Source organism: Kitasatospora sp. NPDC056651 (genome assembly GCF_042792155.1).
GTDB lineage: Bacteria > Actinomycetota > Actinomycetes > Streptomycetales > Streptomycetaceae > Kitasatospora.
Window position 1 is genome coordinate 15,126 of the sequence record NZ_JBHTWX010000046.1, and the last position, 15,080, is coordinate 30,205.

A 15,080-nucleotide genomic window follows, 5' to 3' on the forward strand; every position below is an offset into this window, starting at 1 on the left:
CGGGCCTGCCACCGCGATCCTGCCGCCCGTCCTCGCCGCCGGAAACGCGTTGCACGAATCTGCCCGGACTTCGTCGCCCCTTGCCCGATCAGCCGCCCCTCACGGCCGCTCGGTGCCCGCTTCCGGTCGGTCCGGCGAGCGCACCGCCGCCAGGACGTCGAGACCCAGCCCCGGGTCGGCGTCCTCGGGCAGGCTGACGGACAGCCGGGTGACCAGACCCGTGTACCGGCGCCGGATCTCCCGGGCGACCTCCTCGACCGGGCCGCAGACCGCGAAGGTGTCGAACACCTCGTCGTCGATCAGTGCGGCCATCTCCGCCCAGCGCCCGCGCACCGAGTGGATGTGCAACTCCTCCTGGAGGCCCTCCCAGCCGTGCTGTGCCAGGACCGGACGGTAGGCCGGCGTGGAGGCGTAGAAGGCGAGCCGCTCGCGGGTGGCCGCCCGGTTGGCCGCCAGTTCCTCCTCGGTGCGGCCGGTGGCGGTGAGCACGTTGCCGACGATCTCGAACGGCCGCTCCGTCCAGGCGGCGCCCTCCGCCTCGGCCCGGGCCCGCTCCTCGGTCAGGCCGGGCAGCACCTGTTCGGCCAGGTAGGCGGTGGAGGAGAACGGGTGGCTCAGGAAGCCGTCGGCCACCGCTCCGGCGGTCCGGGTCATCAGCGGCCCGACGCCCGCCAGCAGGATCCGGGGCACCCCGGACGGGACCGGGTCCGGCGAGAACACCGGCGTCATCACGGTGTGGGTGTAGAACTCGCCCCGGAAACGCAGCCGTTCACCGGTCTGCCAGCTGTGCCAGATCGCCCGCACCGCGTGGACGTACTCGCGCATCCGGGCGGCCGGGCGGTCCCAGGGCATCCCGAAGCGCTTCTCGATGTGCGGTTTGACCTGCGATCCCAGCCCGATGACGGCCCGTCCGCCCGAGGCCGCGTGCAGCCCCCAGGCCTGGTAGGCCAGCGTCATGGGGGTGCGGGCGAAGGCCACCGCGATGCCGGTGGCCAGTTCGATCGATTCGGTCCGGTCGGCGGCGCGGGCGAGCTGGAGGAACGGGTCGTACGCGGTCTCGGCGACCACCAGCCGGTCCATGCCCCGGCGTTCGGCCTGCTCGGCGGCGTCCAGGATGCCCGCCGGGTGTCCGGAGGCGGTGGCGTCGAGGCGGAAGGCGGCGGGTCGGTCCATGGCGGTGCTCCTGGTCGCGGGCGGCGGTCCTACCCGGGTAGCCTGCCACGCCCCGGCCGGCCCTCCGGACGGTCCGTCGCCGGCTCCCCCTCCGCTGCCTCGCCCTCCGCTGCCTCACCCGCCGGCCCCCGCATCCGCATCCGCATCCGCATCCGCGCCGAGGTTCCCGGTGGCGGCACCGGTCGCCGCGAACAGCCGGTCCAGGTGTCGGTCGACGGCCGTACGGGCGGCGGCGGGCCCGACCACGTCCAGCTCCAGCAGGGTGGCGAACCCGGTGAGCGCGAGCAGCAGGTCCGTCTCCACCGCCGGGTCCCGGTCGGCCGCGAGGTACCCGTCGGCGATCGCCCGCCGGACCACCTCCTCGACCAGCGCCCGCCCCTGGAGCAACGCGCCGCGCGCCCGCGCGTGGACCTCCTCGTCGTGCAGCGCCTCCAGCACGTAGGCGGCGCTCATCCGGCTGGTCGCCCGGGCGTCGGCGTGCAGGGGGAGCATCTCCAGCAGCATCGCCCGCAGCACGTCCCGCGGGTGCGGCCGTTCCCCGAGCGCTCCCAGCGCCCGGCCGACCCGCAGCCCGCTCTGCTCACCGGCGAAGTCCATCGCGAAGGAGAGCATCTGCGACCGGGAGCCGAAGTAGTGCTGGAGCTGCCCGAGCGAGATGCCGGCCTCCTGGGCGACCTCGCGCATCGTCAGGTGCGTGGCGCCGCGCCGCTCCACGACCCGCCACAGTGCCCGGGCGATCGTCTCGCGGCGCTCCTGGTGGTCGACCTGTTTGGGCATGGGCGGCGGCTCCTCGAACTCTGTCCGGACGAACCCCGTCCGTATGTGCCGGACTCTACGGGCTCCGCGGGTTCTTTTCCATACACTTGACATAATACAGCTGACCGATAACGTGGGAGGCCTTCCGAGGGAGGACACATGCCAGAACAGCCCGTTGTCCGCACCACCGAGGGACTCGTCCGCGGCCGCTGGGAGCAGCGGCGCGCACAGGAGCCGCAGGAGCCGCAGGAGGACCGGGGCCTCGCGGTCTTCCGCGGCCTCCACTACGCCCGGCCACCGGTCGGCGCCCTCCGCTTCGCCGCCCCCGTCGAGCCCGAGCCCTGGGACGGCGTCCGCGAGGCCGCCGTCTTCGGCCCCGTCGTCCCGCAGTCCGGTCCGATGCCCGCCGGCTCCACCGAGCCGTCCGAGGACACCGACTGGCTGACGCTCAACGTCTGCACGCCCGATCCGGGGTCGGCCGGGCTGCCGGTCCTGGTCTGGATCCACGGCGGCGGGTTCATCTCGGGGACCGCCGGCGACCCGCTGTACGACCCGACCGCCCTGGCCTCCGACGGGCTGGTCGTGGTGAGCGTCAACTACCGGGTCGGCGCCGAGGGCTTCCTGCTACTGGAGGGCGCCCCGGCCAACCGCGCCTTCCTCGACCAGTTAGCCGCCCTGCGCTGGGTACGGCGCAACATCGCCCGGTTCGGTGGCGACCCCGCCCGGGTGACCGTCGCCGGGCAGTCCGCGGGCGCCGGCTCGGTCGCCGCCCTGCTGACGATGGACGCGGCCCGCGGACTGTTCCGGCGGGCCGTCGCCCACACCGTCCCGGGCAACCACTGCACCCCCGCCCTGGCCGCCGAGGTCACCGCCGAGACGGCGAAGCTGCTCGGCACGGCCCCGACCGCCGCCGCCCTGGCCGAGGTGCCCCCCTGGCGGCTGGCCGCGGCGGTCACCGAACTCGGCGCCGCGCTGCCGCGGTACCTCGCGCGCTGGGGGCGGCTGGCCCAGACCGGCATCGCCACCGTGCCGGTGGTCGACGGCGTGGTCCTGCCCGACTCGCCGTGGTCGGCGGTCACCGACGGCGTCGACCTGCTGGTCGGCCACACCCGGGACGAGTTCCGGCTGTTCAGCGTCCTGAGCGGCCGGCACGGCGGCTTCACCGAGGAGGAGGCCCGGCTCGCCCTGGAGCTGCTCGCCCCGCCGCCCACCGGCCCGGACGCCTACCGGACCGCCCTCCCGGAGGCGACGCCCTCCGAACTCCTCGAAGCGGTCAGCTCGGACGCGCTGTTCCGGGTGCCGTCGCTGCGCCTGGCCGAGGTCAACGCGGCGGCCGGCGGCACCTCCCACCTCTTCGAACTCGCCCTGCCCGCGCCCGCCCTGGACGGCGCGCTCGGCGCCTGCCACGGTCTGGACGTGTCCCTCGCCTTCGGCACCCTGGGCAGCCCGATGGGCCGGTACTTCCTCGGCGACCCGCCCACCGCGGCGGCGGTGCGGGTCTCGGCGGAGCTGCGGCAGGCCTGGGTCCGGTTCGCCGCCACCGGAGACCCGGGGTGGCCCTCCTTCGAACCGGACGCCCAGCTCACCCGGGTCCTGGACGCCCGCTCGGAGACCGTCCGCTACCCGGAGCAGACCGCCCGCCGGATCTGGTCCGGGCACCCGCTCACCGCCTACGACCTGCGCTGACGTCCGGCCTCGCCCAGCCGGGTGAGAGGCGGGCCCGCACGGTGCGGTGCGGCGCGCCCGCACGGCCCCTCGCTCACCCGTCGTCCGGGTGACCCGCCGTTCGCCCACTACCCCCGCCGCCAGGCCGCCCCTATGCCACCGCCAGGCCGTCCCTGTGCCACCGCCAGGCCACTGCTACGCCGCCGGAACCCGCAGCAGCTTCAGCAGTTCGGCGGCCACCGGGCCCGAGGAGGCGGGGTTCTGGCCGGTCACCAGGTTGCGGTCGACCACCACGTGCGGCGCCCAGGGCTCGCCCTCCTCGAACTCCACGCCGAGCTCGACCAGCTGGTCCTGGAGCAACCACGGCGCCCGGTCGGCCAAGCCTGCCTGGGCCTCCTCCGCGTTGGTGAAGCCCGTCACCCGGTACCCGGCGAACGGCGAGCCGCTCTTCTCGCCCCGCGCGGCGAGCAGCGCGGCCGGGCCGTGGCAGACCACCCCGAGCGGGCGCCCGGAGGCGAGCGCCCGGGTCAGCAGCCGGCCGGAGTCGGGGTCCACCGCCAGGTCCTCCATCGGGCCGTGGCCGCCGGGGTAGTACACGACGTCGTAGTCCCCCGGGTCGACCTCGGCCAGCACCAACGGGTGCCGGAACTCGGTGATCTTCGGCAGTTCCTCGGCCATCGCCGGGTCGGTCAGGCTGGCGCCGTCCGCCACCGGGACCACCCCGGCCGGAGTGGCGACCGTGACCCGGTGGCCGGCCTCGGTGAAGGCCCGGTACGGGACGACCGCCTCCTCCGCCCAGAAACCGGTCGGGTGGGCGGTGCCGTCGTTCAGCGTCCAGACCTTCGAACCGGTCAGGACGAACAGGATGTCGGCCATCGGGTGCGCCTCCAGGGTGTGGTGCTCTCCGCCACGACGGCCCCGCCGCGGCACTCACTCCGTCAACGCTAGACGCGCCCGGCCCACCGTGCCGGATCTGCGGACGGCGCCCCGGCGGTCACCGCGCGGCCGGGCCGGAGTGCGCGGCCTGGCCGTGCCCGGCGCCGGCGGCCCGCGGCCGCCACCCGAACGGCCGATCGAGGCCCCGCGCCCGCGTCCGGACACCCGCACACCGACACGCCACGCACCGACGCACCGCCCACGCCCGGTCTCAGACCGCCAGATCCCGCCGTTCCAGCACCCGGAAGGCCGCCAGCAACCCGATCAGCCCCACCCCGAGCAGCACCCCGAACGCCGCCCACGGCACCCCGCCGTGGCCGAGCACGTCGCCCGGGGCGTAGTAGTGGAACGGGCTCAGGTAGCGCAGCGGGCGGGCCGGGGACCAGGCCAGCGCGACGAAGTTGAGCGCGAAGCCGACCGCGCCGAAGGCGACGGCCGCACCGATCACATGGGCCCGGCGCCGGCTGAACGCGGAGACCGCCAGCACCGGCCCGGTCAGGCAGAAGGCGAGGGCACAGCCGAGCAGTCCGGCGGTGAACACCGCGCTCTCCGGGACGGCCTCGCGCAGCTTCGCGGAGGACGCCACCCCGATCGCGAGGGTCAGTGTGGCGGCGGCGTTGAGCAGCACCGTGGCGGTGACCAGGGCGCCGGCCCGTTCGGCGAGCAGTCGGCGCCGGGAGACGGGCCTGGTCATCAGGAGCTCGATGGTGCCCGACTCGACGTCGGCCGCGACGGCGGCGGCACCGAGCGAACCGATCACGGTGAGCTGGAGGGCGATCCAGAACGGGTGGGTGAGCCCGGCGCCGAGCAGGCCGGGGTAGCTGGCGATGGAGATGTCGCCGTTGGAGCCGCTGAAGGCCTTGAACGCGCCGGGCGGGGTGCGGCGTTCGCCGAACAGGTCGCCGCTCGGGACGGTCACGGCGATCACCACGATCAGGGTCTCGAAGACGACCATGCCGAACAGCAGGAAGAACAGCATCCGGCGGCGCCGGTGCAGGGCGAGCCAGACCAGCGGAAGGCGGCGGTTGACGGTGCCCGGGTTCATGGCCGCTCCTCCGGTGCCGGTCGGCCGCCTTCCCGCGCGCCGTCCTCTTCGAAACCTTCCAAGCCTTCGAAACCTGCGGGGTCCGCGGGGTCCGCGGCGCCGACGGAGCGGTAGAGGTCGAGGAAGGCCTCGTCCAGGCCCGCCTCCTCCACCGTCAGGTCGGCCACCGGCAGTTCCGCCAGCAGGGCCCGCACTGCGCCCACCACCTCGTCCGGTGGCACCAGCAGCTCGACCCGTGGACCGTCCCAGCGCGGGGACCACCGCTCGGCGGCGCCGAGCGGCCTGACGCCCCGCCCCTCGGCGAGGAGCAGCCGGACCCTGCGGGCCCGGGCCTGGCGCAGCTCGGCCACCGAGCGGACGGTGACCAGCCGGCCGTGGCGGACGATGGCGACCCGGCGGCAGGTCCGCTGCACCTCGGGCAGCACGTGGCTGGAGAGCAGCACGGTGCGTCCGGCCGCGGTCTCCTCGGCGAGCAGTTCGTAGAAGGTCTCCTGGACCAGCGGGTCCAGCCCCTCGGTGGGTTCGTCCAGCACCACGACCGGGGGCCGGTGCTGGAGCGACTGGACGAGCCCGAGCTTCTGTTTCATCCCGCGCGAGTACTGCCCCACCGGCCGTGCCAGGTCGGCCGGGGAGAGCCTCAGCCGCTCGCACAGCTCGCCCTGGCGCGGCACCCCGGCGCCCTGGAGGGCGGCGAGCAGGTCGAGGGTCTGCTGCCCGGTGAGTTCGGGGTAGAGGCGCAGTTCGCCGGGCAGGTAGCCGATCGAGGGAGCGAGCCGGCGGTGGTCGGCCACCGGGTCCAGGCCGAGCACCCGGACCTGCCCCTCGCTGGGGCCGAGCAGCCCGACCAGGCAGCGCAGCGTGGTGGTCTTGCCGGCGCCGTTGGGGCCGAGCAGGCCGAACACCTCGCCGGCCTCGACGGAGACGTCCAGCTGTTCGATGCCGACCGTGCTGCCGTAGCGCTTGGTGAGCGAGCGCAGTTCGATCACCGGGCCGCGTCCGCTGCCACGGTGGTCCGCGGTTCGGTCCGGTCGGTCCTGGTTCCCCGGCATGACCACCTCCTGTGACGGATGCCTCCGGGTGGCGGATCCGCTCCGCCGTCGGCTCCGCTCCGGCGCCGCCCGCACTCTTCCGGTGACGGGCGCACCCCGGTGACGGACGCGTCCGACATCCAAGCGCGCCCGGCCGGGCCGGTCGAGGGACGCGCCCGGGCCGGGCCGGCGACTCACCCCTTGCACACGCCCAACGGCACCAGTCGGGCGACCTGCCGGGCGAGCCCGGCGGCCTCGGTGACGGCGGCGACCGCGTCGACGTCCTTGTACGCCTCGGGCGTCTCCTCGGCGAGCGCCCGCCAGGAGGCCGGCCGCACCGCGATGCCCTGCGCCTCCAGTTCGCTCTTCAGCTGTTCGCCGCGCACGGTGCGCTGCGCCTGGTGGCGGCTGAGCACCCGCCCGGCGCCGTGGCAGGCGGAGCGGAAGGCCTCGTTGCCGGGCAGGCCGACCATGACGTACGAGGCGGTGCCCATGGTGCCAGGCACCAGCACCGGCTGCCCGGCCTCCGCCAGGTCGGCGGGCAGGTCGGGGTCGCCGGGCGGCAGCGCCCGGGTGGCGCCCTTGCGGTGCACGCACAGGGTGCGGGGCTCGCCGTCCACCTCGTGGGTCTCCAGCTTGGCGAGGTTGTGCGAGACGTCGTAGACCAGTTCCAGCCCGACGCCGAGCGCGGTGGCGAAGGCCCGGCGGGCGGCTTCGGAGAGCAGCTGCCGGTTGGCCCGACCGTAGTTGGCGGCGGCGGTCATGGCGCCCAGGTAGGCGCGGCCGCGCGGGGAGCCGACCGGGGTGCAGGCGAGCTGGCGGTCGGGGACCTCGATCCGGTAGCGGTGCAGCTCTCGGTCCATGGCGCGGACGTGGTCGGTGCAGATCTGGTGGCCGAGGCCGCGCGAGCCGCAGTGGATCATGACGCAGACCTGGCCGGGCCGCAGTCCGAAGGCGGCGGCGGTCCGCTCGTCCGGCACCCGGTCGACGGCCTGCACCTCCAGGAAGTGGTTGGCCGAACCGAGGCTGCCGACCTGCTGCAGTCCGCGCTCGACGGCCCGGGTGCTCACCTCGCCGGGGGCGGCGCCGGCCAGCACCCCGCGGTCCTCGCAGCGTTCCAGGTCGCGCGGCACGCCGTGACCGTGCTCGACAGCGTAGCGGGCGCCGCCGAGCAGCAGCTCGTCCAGCTCCCCCGGTCCGGACAGCTGCCACAGGCCGCCCCGGCCCAGGCCGCGCGGCACGGTGCGGTCCAGCAGGTCCATCAGGCGGCGGATCCGCTCCGGGTCGAGTTCGTCCCGGCTGACGTCCGCCGCCAGCAGCCGGACCCCGCAGGAGATGTCGAAGCCCACCCCGCCGGGCGAGACCACCCCGCCCCGCTCGACGTCGGTGGCGGCGACCCCGCCGATCGGGAAGCCGTAGCCCCAGTGCACGTCGGGCATCGCGTAGGAGGCGCGGACGATCCCGGGCAGCGTCGCCACGTTCGCCACCTGCTCCAGTGCCTTGTCCCCGGCGGCCTGCGGCAGCAGCGCGGCGCTCGCGAACACCACGCCGGGCACCCTCATGGGTGGGCGCGGCTCGATCCGCCAGCGGTGCCGACCCGCCTCGGCCAGTGCGATCTCCACCTCGGCCACCTCGCTCCCACAGGTCCGCCGTGCCCGGCGCCCGGATCAGACGTCCACCGTGACCCGGCAGGTCCAGCCGTCCGGCCCGGCGCTCAGGTCCAGGTCGTGCAGTGCGACGGCCTTCGGCACGGCGCCGACCAGCGCGGCGGTGGCGGCTTCGGCCATCCGGAAGCGGACCGTCACCCGGCGGGCCCCGTCCAGGCCCCCGATCGGGCCGATCGCCACCGCGACCGGCAGTTCGCCGTCGGCGTCCATCCGGTAGATGACCTCCTCCAGGACGCCGGCGAGCAGGTCCGGGTCGCTCACCGCGAGGACGGTGCAGCCGCGCTCTCCGGTGATCCGCGCACCGGCGAGGTCGGCGAAGCTCCCGACGACGGCGTGCACCGCCTCGCCGATGCAGCCCTCGGCCGTCGGCGCCCAGGCTTCGACCCGCAGGTCGGCCGTGTGCGGCACGCTCCGGTGGCCACGGCCGGACCGGCCCGCGGGCTCGCGTCCGTCCACGTGCGACGCCTCCCGCGCCCGTTGCCGTCTTCCCTCCAGCGTCGTCCCGCGCACCGCCCGGGGGCAAGTGCGGGCGGGTACGGCCGGGCCCGGCTTCTCAGGCCCTCAAACGCCTCGGGCCCCTCAAACGCCTCGGGCCCCTCAAACACCTCGGGCCCCTCAAACACCTCGGGCTTCTCGGGCTCCGACCGAGGCCAGGTAGGCGGCGGCCAGTTCGGGGGTGGCCAGCCAGGCGGCGTGCTCGCTCGGCTCGGCGTAGGTGTTGGCGAGCCGGCGGCCGACCTCCGGGTATTCGGCGGCGGCCGCGAACACCCACTGGAGGTGGTCCGGGACGGTCAGCATCGAGGCCGTGAAGTCCACGCTGTGACGCGCTTGTTGCTGCCAGAACCGCTCGGCGGTACGGCACATCCAGTCGGCCGTGAACGGGGCTTCGCCGTGCTCGACGACGGCCCGGCGGTAGGCCTCGGCCGCCCGGGCGGCGTTGTTGGCACCCTGCCCGGTGATCGGGTCGGTCACCACCACCGCGTCGCCGATGCCCAGCACGTGGACGGCGTCCACGCCCGAACCGAGTTCCACCACCGGGCGCCGGACCACCGGGGTGACCGCGCCGAACAGCCCGGCCCCGGCGTCGGTCGGCTCGGCCTCCGTCCAGAGCTCCGCCTCCCAAGGCAGGTACTCGCCCAGCAGCTCGCGGATCCGGGCCAGTTGGACGTCCGGCGACGGGGCGTCGCCGAAGGCGTCCAGCGGGCCGCCGGGCAGCGCCTCCCAGAGCAGGATGTCGCACGGGCCGGACAGGGTGAGCGCCGGCTGCAGGTACAGCTCGCCGAGGCCCGGCAGGGCGTTCATCCGGGCCCTCGGCTCGCCCGCCGGGTCGGGCGAGCCGACGCCGTGCGCGTACAGGCAGGACAGCGCCCGCTGCGGCCGGTCGAAGGGCGAGCGGGCGGCGTCGCGCTCGAAGATGCCGGCCAGCGCGCCGCGCCCGGCGGCGACCACGGTCAGCTCGTGCCGCCGGGCCAGCTCGTGCAGCCCGTCCGGGTCCAGTGTGCGGTACTCGATCCGGCCGCCGCGCTCGGCCAGCAGCTCCAGCCAGCCGGCCAGTTTGAGTCGCTGGTCCACCGACTGGGCGGGCTCGTCCAGCGTCATGGTGTACTCGAGCGCCCGCACCCCCGGGGGCACCGCGAGGACCGCCGCCACCGCCGGGACGGCCGGTGCCTCCTCCGCCCAGAGGTCCAGCCCGGCGGCTGCCTCGATCCGCAGCGCGGGGCCGAACATCGCCTGGGTGGACAGCACCCGGCCGGCGCGCAGCTGCTCCGGGGTGCGTTCGGCGACCAGCGTCACCTCGTATCCATCCGCCACCAGCCCGAGGGCGAGCTGGAGGCCGGCCTGGCCCGCTCCGACGACGGCGATCCGGCGCACGACTGCCTCCCGATGGTCTGCTGACGGCACGTCAGGCAGGCACAGTATCCGAACGGGCGCGCTCCGGTCACCGGGCGCGGACGGATCGCCCCCGGGGCCGGTGCGCCGGCCCGCACGGGCGCCCGCCCGGGGCGGCCCGGCCGCGGCTCAGCCGCCCAGGTGCGCGGTGATCACCTCCGCCACGGCCTCGACCCGGTCGGCCAGGTAGAAGTGGCCGCCCGGGAAGACCCGCAGGTCGAAGGAGCCGGTGGTGTGCCGCTCCCACTGGCCGACCTGGTCGACGGTGGCGTGCGTGTCGCCCTCCCCCGCCAGGGCGGTGATCGGCAGCGACACGGTCGCGTCCGCCGCGCAGCGGTAGGTCTCGATGGCCGTGTAGTCGGCGCGCAGGCTCGGCAGGATCAGCTCGCGCAGGGCGGGGATGGTGAAGACCCGTTCGTCCGTGCCGCCGAGCGCGGCGATCTCGGCGAGCAGTTCGTCGTCCGGCAGTTGGTGGACCTTGGCATCACGGCCCAGGGAGGGGGCGCGGCCGGCCGAGACGAACAGCCGGTCGGGCCCGCGCAGGCCGTCGCGCTCGAAGCGCCGGGCGGTCTCGAAGGCGACGGCCGAGCCCATGCTGTGCCCGAAGAAGACGAGCGGCCGGTCCGCCCAGTCCCTGAGCTCCCGGTAGAGCTCGTCGGCGAGCCCGGTCACCGAGCTGATCGTCGGCTCCGCGATGCGGTTCTGCCGGCCCGGGTACTGGACGGCGAGCACGTCGGCGTGCGGCGCCAACGCGTTGGAGTGATCCAGGTAGTAGCTGGCCGAGCCTCCGGCGTGGGGGAAGATCACGACCCGGGCGGGCGCGGAGTCGGACGGGTTGAACCGGCGGAACCACGGATTGTCGACGGCGGCGCTGCTGGGCATGCGGGGTGTGACCTCTCTCCGTGACGGACTGTGCCGGACCAGTCTGGCAGTGCCGGGGGCGGCCGCGGGGGCCTTGTGGCGATCATGGACCTCGGTCGGCCGTTTCCCGCCCGTGCTCCTCCGGTCCTGGGCCCCGTCCGTGCGATCGGCCCGCCCGCGGGGTCAGCCCGCCGGCCCGAACCGCACCGACCGCGCGCGGGAGCGGGAGACGGCGTCGAGCAGCAGGACGGACGAGGCCTCCGGCACCGGCACCGGCCCGCCGGAGCGCGCGTGGCGGGTGAACGCGGCCGACAGTCGCTCCAGGCCGCGGCGGTGGCGGGCGAAGACCCGGCCGGAGGCGTGCCGGCCGCGGGCCCGCTGCCCGTCCAGCGCGGCCGCGGCGCCGACGTCCAGCAGCACCAGGTGCAGTTCACGGCCCCGGCGGCCCGCCTCCCGGGCCAGCCAGCGCCGCATCCAGGCGCGGCTGCCGCAGTCGTGCACCAGCAGCGGGCCGCCGCCGCGCACCGAGGACCGCAGCAGTCGGAAGTGTTCCAGCCGGGCCCACGGCCGGTAGATCGCGTACGGCAGCGCGGCGGGCATCACCGCCGCGCAGGCCTCGTGCACCGTCCGCGGGTCCACCGCCCGCAGCGTCACCGAGGACCAGCGCCGCAGCAGGGTGCTCTTCCCTGCCCCCGGCAGCCCCGAGACCACCACGACGGCGTCGGCCGGGTAGGCGGTGACGAACCCCGCCCCGGCCTCGCCCCGCAGATCCACCACGCCGCGCGGCGTCACCACCGCCTCCGACCCGCCGCCCACCAGCCCGACCCCCCGTTCACGTCCGACCGGGAACCCTAGCAACAGCCTCGGACAACGGCTCGCCCGCCGGTCCGCGCCCCGTGCCCGCCGGTGCCGGTGGGGCCCGGTCGACCGCGGTGCACCCGTGGGCCCGCCATCCACTAGGCTGACGCACCGTCAGACAGGAGGGCGGGCCATGGCCGAGGCGGCTCCGACGTACACCGCGCGGGTGCTGGACGGACTCGCGCGCGATCCCGCGCGGGTGGCGATCCGGTACGGGCACGACGCGTGGACCGGGCAGCGGTGCCTGGACCTGGTCCACCGCGCCGCCCGGGCGCTGGAGCGGGCCGGACTCGGGCGCGGGGACGGGGTGACGGTGCTGGCCGGGAACCGGCCGGAGGCGCTGCTGGTGCGGCTGGCCGCGAACCTGCTGGGCTGCCGGGTGGCGATGCCGTTCCCGGACGGGCCGGTCGCCGAACAGGTGGCGCTCGCGGAGTTCGCCGGAACCTCCGCGCTGGTCTTCGACCCGCTCCGGTGCCCGGCCGCCGCCGAGGGGATCGCCCGGACCGTGCCCTCGGCCCTCCTGTTCTCCCTGGGCCCGGCACCGCACGGGCTCGGCACCGACCTGCTGGACCTCGCCGCGGCCCGCTCCCCCGCCCCGTTCGAACCCCGGTACCGGCCCGAGGACGTGATGGCGGTGCGGTTCACCGGCGGCACCACCGGCCTCCCGAAGGGGGTGCTGCGCCGCTTCGCCCGTCCGCCGCGCCCACCGCTGCTGTCCGGCGCGGTCTTCCTGCTGTGCACCCCGCTCTGCCACGGCGGCGGCACCACGGCGGACCTGGCGCTGGCGGCCGGCGGCACGGTGGTGATGCAGGACGGTTTCGACGCCGGGGCCGTGCTGGCTGCGGTCGAGCGGTACCGGGTGTCCCGGATCTTCCTACCGCCGCACCTGCTGTACCGGCTGCTGGACCACCCGCTGCTGCCCGCCACCGACACCGGCAGCCTGCGCCGGGTCGGCTACACCGGCTGCGCGCCCTCGCCGAGGCGCCTCGCCGAGGCGACCCGGCGGCTGGGCCGGGTGCTGCACCAGACCTACAGCCTGACGGAGTGCGGGCCGGTCGCCCGGCTGGGCCCGGACGAGCATCTGGCGCCGCGGCTGCTGACCACCGCCGGCCGCCCGTACCCCGACACGGAGCTGCGCGTCCTGGACGAGGACGGCGCCGAGCTGCCGCCGGGCCGGACCGGGGAGATCTGCGTCCGCACCCCGACCGTGATGGCCGGCTACTGGCGCGATCCGGAGCTGACCGAACGGGTGCTCCGGGACGGCTGGCTGCACACCGGGGACCTGGGCAGCCTGGACCCGGCCGGTTATCTGACGGTGGCCGGGCGGCGGGACCCGATGGCGATAGTCGAGGGGCACAATGTGTTCCCCCGCGAGATCGAGGAGCCGCTGCGCACCCACCCGGAGGTCCGCGAGGCGGTGATGTTCACGACCACCGACCCGGACCGCCTGGAACGGGTGCACGCCGCGGTCGCCCTCGCCCCCGGCTCCCGGCTGACGGCCGAGCAGCTGCACCGCTGGGTCAGGGCGCACGGGCTCGGCCGGCGCGCCCCGGACACGCTCCTGCTGTTGCCCGCGATCCCGCTGAACGGCCTCGGCAAACCGGACCTCGACGCGCTGCGGGCCCGGGCGGGCGACGGGACGGGACGGGCCTCCGCCACCGCGGGGGCGCGCGACGGGGTGTGACACGCCCGACGAGTGCTTCGAGCGCCCACACGGGCGACCTCTCGCGCGCCGCCCGGCGGGAAGAACCGTCCGTGGGCACTCGACCGTGCGGCACGACCTGCCGATACATCCCGGCGGCGTCGTGCACGTCAGTGCGGGCCGCACCGTCCCCCAGGAGGCACCCCTTTGACCTGGCTACGCGTCCTGACCGCACTGGGCATCCTGACCGTCGCGGCCAGCGCCCTGATCGTCTTCGCCCTCTGCACCGCCACCTCCCGCGGCGAGCGCGCCGCACAGGAGGCGCCGCCCGACCCGCGGACGGACGCCGAGGGCAGCGGCCTCTTCCAGCGGACGGGCGGCGACGGCTGACCGCGGTGCGGTGCCCGGCGGCACCGCACCGCGGCCCACTGCCGCGAGGCCCCTCAGTGCCCGGCGAGGTCGTCCGGCCGGACCTCGATGTGATCGGCCGCGAGGTCGACCGCCACCCGGTGCTCCATCCCGAGCGATTCCAGGAACTTGACCGGCAGCTGCACCCGCCCGCTGCGGTCCAGCATCACGTACTCGCGCTCGTTCACCGACTCCTCGCCGTGCTCGTCCGTCACGGTGCGGCGCAGCACCTCGCTGGCGGTCCGCCCGTCCCGGATGGCGACCGTGCGGCGGACCTCGCCCGCGACCATCGGGTCGTGGGTGACGATCACGACGGTGGCGCCCAGTTCGCGGTTGACGGTGCGGAAGGCCTCGAAGATGCTCCCCGCCGTCTCCGAGTCCAGCTCACCGGTGGGCTCGTCGGCGAGCAGCACCGGCGGGTTGTTGGCCATCGCCACGGCGATCGCCACCCGCTGCTGCTGGCCGCCGGAGAGCTCGTTGGGCTTGCGGTGGGCGAGCTCGCCGATCTCCAGCGCCTCCAGCAGTTCGGTCACCCGGGCCGTCTGCCGCTTGGCCCCGCCGGCGCCCGAGCGGCGGCCGCGCAGCTGCATCGGCAGCGCGACGTTCTCGGCGGCGGTGAGGAAGGGCAGCAGGTTGCGGGCGGTCTGCTGCCAGATGAAGCCGACCACCTCGCGCCGGTAGCGCAGCCGCTCCTTGACGGACATCTCCAGCAGGTCGCAGCCGGCCACGGTGGCGGTTCCGGCGGTCGGCACGTCCAGCCCGGCCAGGATGGTGAGCAGGGTGGACTTGCCGCTGCCGGAGGCACCGACCAGGGCCACCAGGTCGCCCTGCCGGATGGTCAGCTCCAGGCCCTGGAGGGCCTGGACCTCGACCCCCTCCGCGCTGAAGATCCGGACCAGCCGGTCGCACACGATGGCCGCTCCCTCGCCGAACGCCTTGGGCGACGCGGCGGCGAGGGCCCGCTGCCGGAGCTCCTGGAGGCTGGGTGCCTCGGTGACCGTCCGCCCCTGGGGAGTGCTCATCACCGCTCGTCTCCTGTCTCGACTGTCTGCGTCATCGCACCGCTCTCCACTGTCCCGACGGCCCGTGCCGCGGTCCCGGCCGGGGCGCCGCCGCCGACCTCCGACCGCGGCCTTCCCACGGCCGCGCCA

14 protein-coding genes are annotated in these 15,080 nt (G+C 75.5%); 3 read left to right on the forward strand and 11 right to left on the reverse strand.

Going from position 1 to position 15,080, the window contains the following annotated elements; translation table 11 throughout:
• Positions 1–99: 99 nt before the first annotated feature.
• Together ACFRAR_RS19375 and ACFRAR_RS19380 are read right to left on the reverse strand one after the other, a co-directional pair.
• Positions 100–1,173 carry a TIGR03617 family F420-dependent LLM class oxidoreductase gene (locus tag ACFRAR_RS19375; RefSeq protein ID WP_380699324.1) on the reverse strand — a complete coding sequence of 358 codons (1,074 nt, stop codon included), beginning with the start codon at positions 1,171–1,173 and terminating at the stop codon, positions 100–102.
• Between the two features lie 114 nt (positions 1,174–1,287).
• On the reverse strand, positions 1,288–1,950 hold the full coding sequence (locus ACFRAR_RS19380; protein WP_380699325.1) for a TetR/AcrR family transcriptional regulator: 663 nt from the start codon (positions 1,948–1,950) through the stop codon (positions 1,288–1,290).
• 138 nt (positions 1,951–2,088) lie between these two features.
• Here ACFRAR_RS19380 and ACFRAR_RS19385 point away from each other — a divergent pair, with 138 nt between their 5' ends.
• On the forward strand, positions 2,089–3,615 hold the full coding sequence (locus tag ACFRAR_RS19385; RefSeq protein WP_380699326.1) for a carboxylesterase/lipase family protein: 1,527 nt from the start codon (positions 2,089–2,091) through the stop codon (positions 3,613–3,615).
• Positions 3,616–3,789: 174 nt separating this feature from the next.
• Here ACFRAR_RS19385 and ACFRAR_RS19390 read toward each other — a convergent pair whose 3' ends face one another.
• From ACFRAR_RS19390 to ACFRAR_RS19425, 8 genes are all read right to left on the reverse strand, one after another.
• Positions 3,790–4,470, reverse strand: coding sequence for a type 1 glutamine amidotransferase domain-containing protein (locus ACFRAR_RS19390; protein ID WP_380699327.1), 681 nt, complete (start codon positions 4,468–4,470; stop codon positions 3,790–3,792).
• 271 nt (positions 4,471–4,741) lie between these two features.
• A complete protein-coding gene (locus ACFRAR_RS19395; protein ID WP_380699328.1) occupies positions 4,742–5,575 on the reverse strand; it encodes an ABC transporter permease subunit in 834 nt (277 codons plus the stop codon).
• A complete protein-coding gene (locus tag ACFRAR_RS19400; RefSeq protein WP_380699329.1) occupies positions 5,572–6,624 on the reverse strand; it encodes an ABC transporter ATP-binding protein in 1,053 nt (350 codons plus the stop codon). Before ACFRAR_RS19400 ends, ACFRAR_RS19395 begins: the two co-directional genes overlap by 4 nt.
• A 173-nt stretch (positions 6,625–6,797) precedes the next feature.
• The gene (locus tag ACFRAR_RS19405) at positions 6,798–8,225 is read right to left on the reverse strand and encodes an RtcB family protein (RefSeq protein ID WP_380699330.1); all 1,428 of its coding nucleotides are present in this window, start codon (positions 8,223–8,225) and stop codon (positions 6,798–6,800) included.
• 45 nt (positions 8,226–8,270) lie between these two features.
• Positions 8,271–8,678 carry an archease gene (locus ACFRAR_RS19410; RefSeq protein WP_380699331.1) on the reverse strand — a complete coding sequence of 136 codons (408 nt, stop codon included), beginning with the start codon at positions 8,676–8,678 and terminating at the stop codon, positions 8,271–8,273.
• Between the two features lie 207 nt (positions 8,679–8,885).
• The gene (locus tag ACFRAR_RS19415; protein ID WP_380699333.1) at positions 8,886–10,142 is read right to left on the reverse strand and encodes a styrene monooxygenase/indole monooxygenase family protein; all 1,257 of its coding nucleotides are present in this window, start codon (positions 10,140–10,142) and stop codon (positions 8,886–8,888) included.
• A 147-nt stretch (positions 10,143–10,289) separates the two neighbouring features.
• Positions 10,290–11,042 carry a thioesterase II family protein gene (locus ACFRAR_RS19420; RefSeq protein ID WP_380699334.1) on the reverse strand — a complete coding sequence of 251 codons (753 nt, stop codon included), beginning with the start codon at positions 11,040–11,042 and terminating at the stop codon, positions 10,290–10,292.
• A 162-nt stretch (positions 11,043–11,204) separates the two neighbouring features.
• Positions 11,205–11,837 carry an AAA family ATPase gene (locus tag ACFRAR_RS19425; RefSeq protein WP_380699335.1) on the reverse strand — a complete coding sequence of 211 codons (633 nt, stop codon included), beginning with the start codon at positions 11,835–11,837 and terminating at the stop codon, positions 11,205–11,207.
• A gap of 175 nt (positions 11,838–12,012) precedes the next feature.
• On the opposite strand from ACFRAR_RS19425, the gene ACFRAR_RS19430 reads away from it, so the two are divergent.
• Together ACFRAR_RS19430 and ACFRAR_RS19435 are read left to right on the forward strand one after the other, a co-directional pair.
• Entirely contained in the window at positions 12,013–13,563 is a 1,551-nt protein-coding gene (locus tag ACFRAR_RS19430; RefSeq protein WP_380699336.1) for an AMP-binding protein, read from the forward strand.
• A gap of 165 nt (positions 13,564–13,728) precedes the next feature.
• Positions 13,729–13,911 carry a hypothetical protein gene (locus ACFRAR_RS19435; RefSeq protein ID WP_380699337.1) on the forward strand — a complete coding sequence of 61 codons (183 nt, stop codon included), beginning with the start codon at positions 13,729–13,731 and terminating at the stop codon, positions 13,909–13,911.
• 53 nt (positions 13,912–13,964) lie between these two features.
• On the opposite strand, the gene ACFRAR_RS19440 is transcribed toward ACFRAR_RS19435, so the two are convergent.
• The gene (locus ACFRAR_RS19440) at positions 13,965–14,951 is read right to left on the reverse strand and encodes an ABC transporter ATP-binding protein (RefSeq protein WP_380699338.1); all 987 of its coding nucleotides are present in this window, start codon (positions 14,949–14,951) and stop codon (positions 13,965–13,967) included.
• Positions 14,952–15,080 lie beyond the last annotated feature (129 nt).

Bases quoted from the DNA above. Each gene is read 5' to 3' on its own strand.
- ACFRAR_RS19385 (WP_380699326.1), top strand. From the start codon at position 2,089: ATGCCAGAACAGCCCGTTGTCCGCACCACCGAGGGACTCGTCCGCGGC.
- ACFRAR_RS19375 (WP_380699324.1), bottom strand. From the start codon at position 1,173: ATGGACCGACCCGCCGCCTTCCGCCTCGACGCCACCGCCTCCGGACAC.
- ACFRAR_RS19400 (WP_380699329.1), bottom strand. From the start codon at position 6,624: ATGCCGGGGAACCAGGACCGACCGGACCGAACCGCGGACCACCGTGGC.
- ACFRAR_RS19420 (WP_380699334.1), bottom strand. From the start codon at position 11,042: ATGCCCAGCAGCGCCGCCGTCGACAATCCGTGGTTCCGCCGGTTCAAC.
- ACFRAR_RS19380 (WP_380699325.1), bottom strand. From the start codon at position 1,950: ATGCCCAAACAGGTCGACCACCAGGAGCGCCGCGAGACGATCGCCCGG.
- ACFRAR_RS19390 (WP_380699327.1), bottom strand. From the start codon at position 4,470: ATGGCCGACATCCTGTTCGTCCTGACCGGTTCGAAGGTCTGGACGCTG.
- ACFRAR_RS19395 (WP_380699328.1), bottom strand. From the start codon at position 5,575: ATGAACCCGGGCACCGTCAACCGCCGCCTTCCGCTGGTCTGGCTCGCC.
- ACFRAR_RS19440 (WP_380699338.1), bottom strand. From the start codon at position 14,951: ATGAGCACTCCCCAGGGGCGGACGGTCACCGAGGCACCCAGCCTCCAG.
- ACFRAR_RS19430 (WP_380699336.1), top strand. From the start codon at position 12,013: ATGGCCGAGGCGGCTCCGACGTACACCGCGCGGGTGCTGGACGGACTC.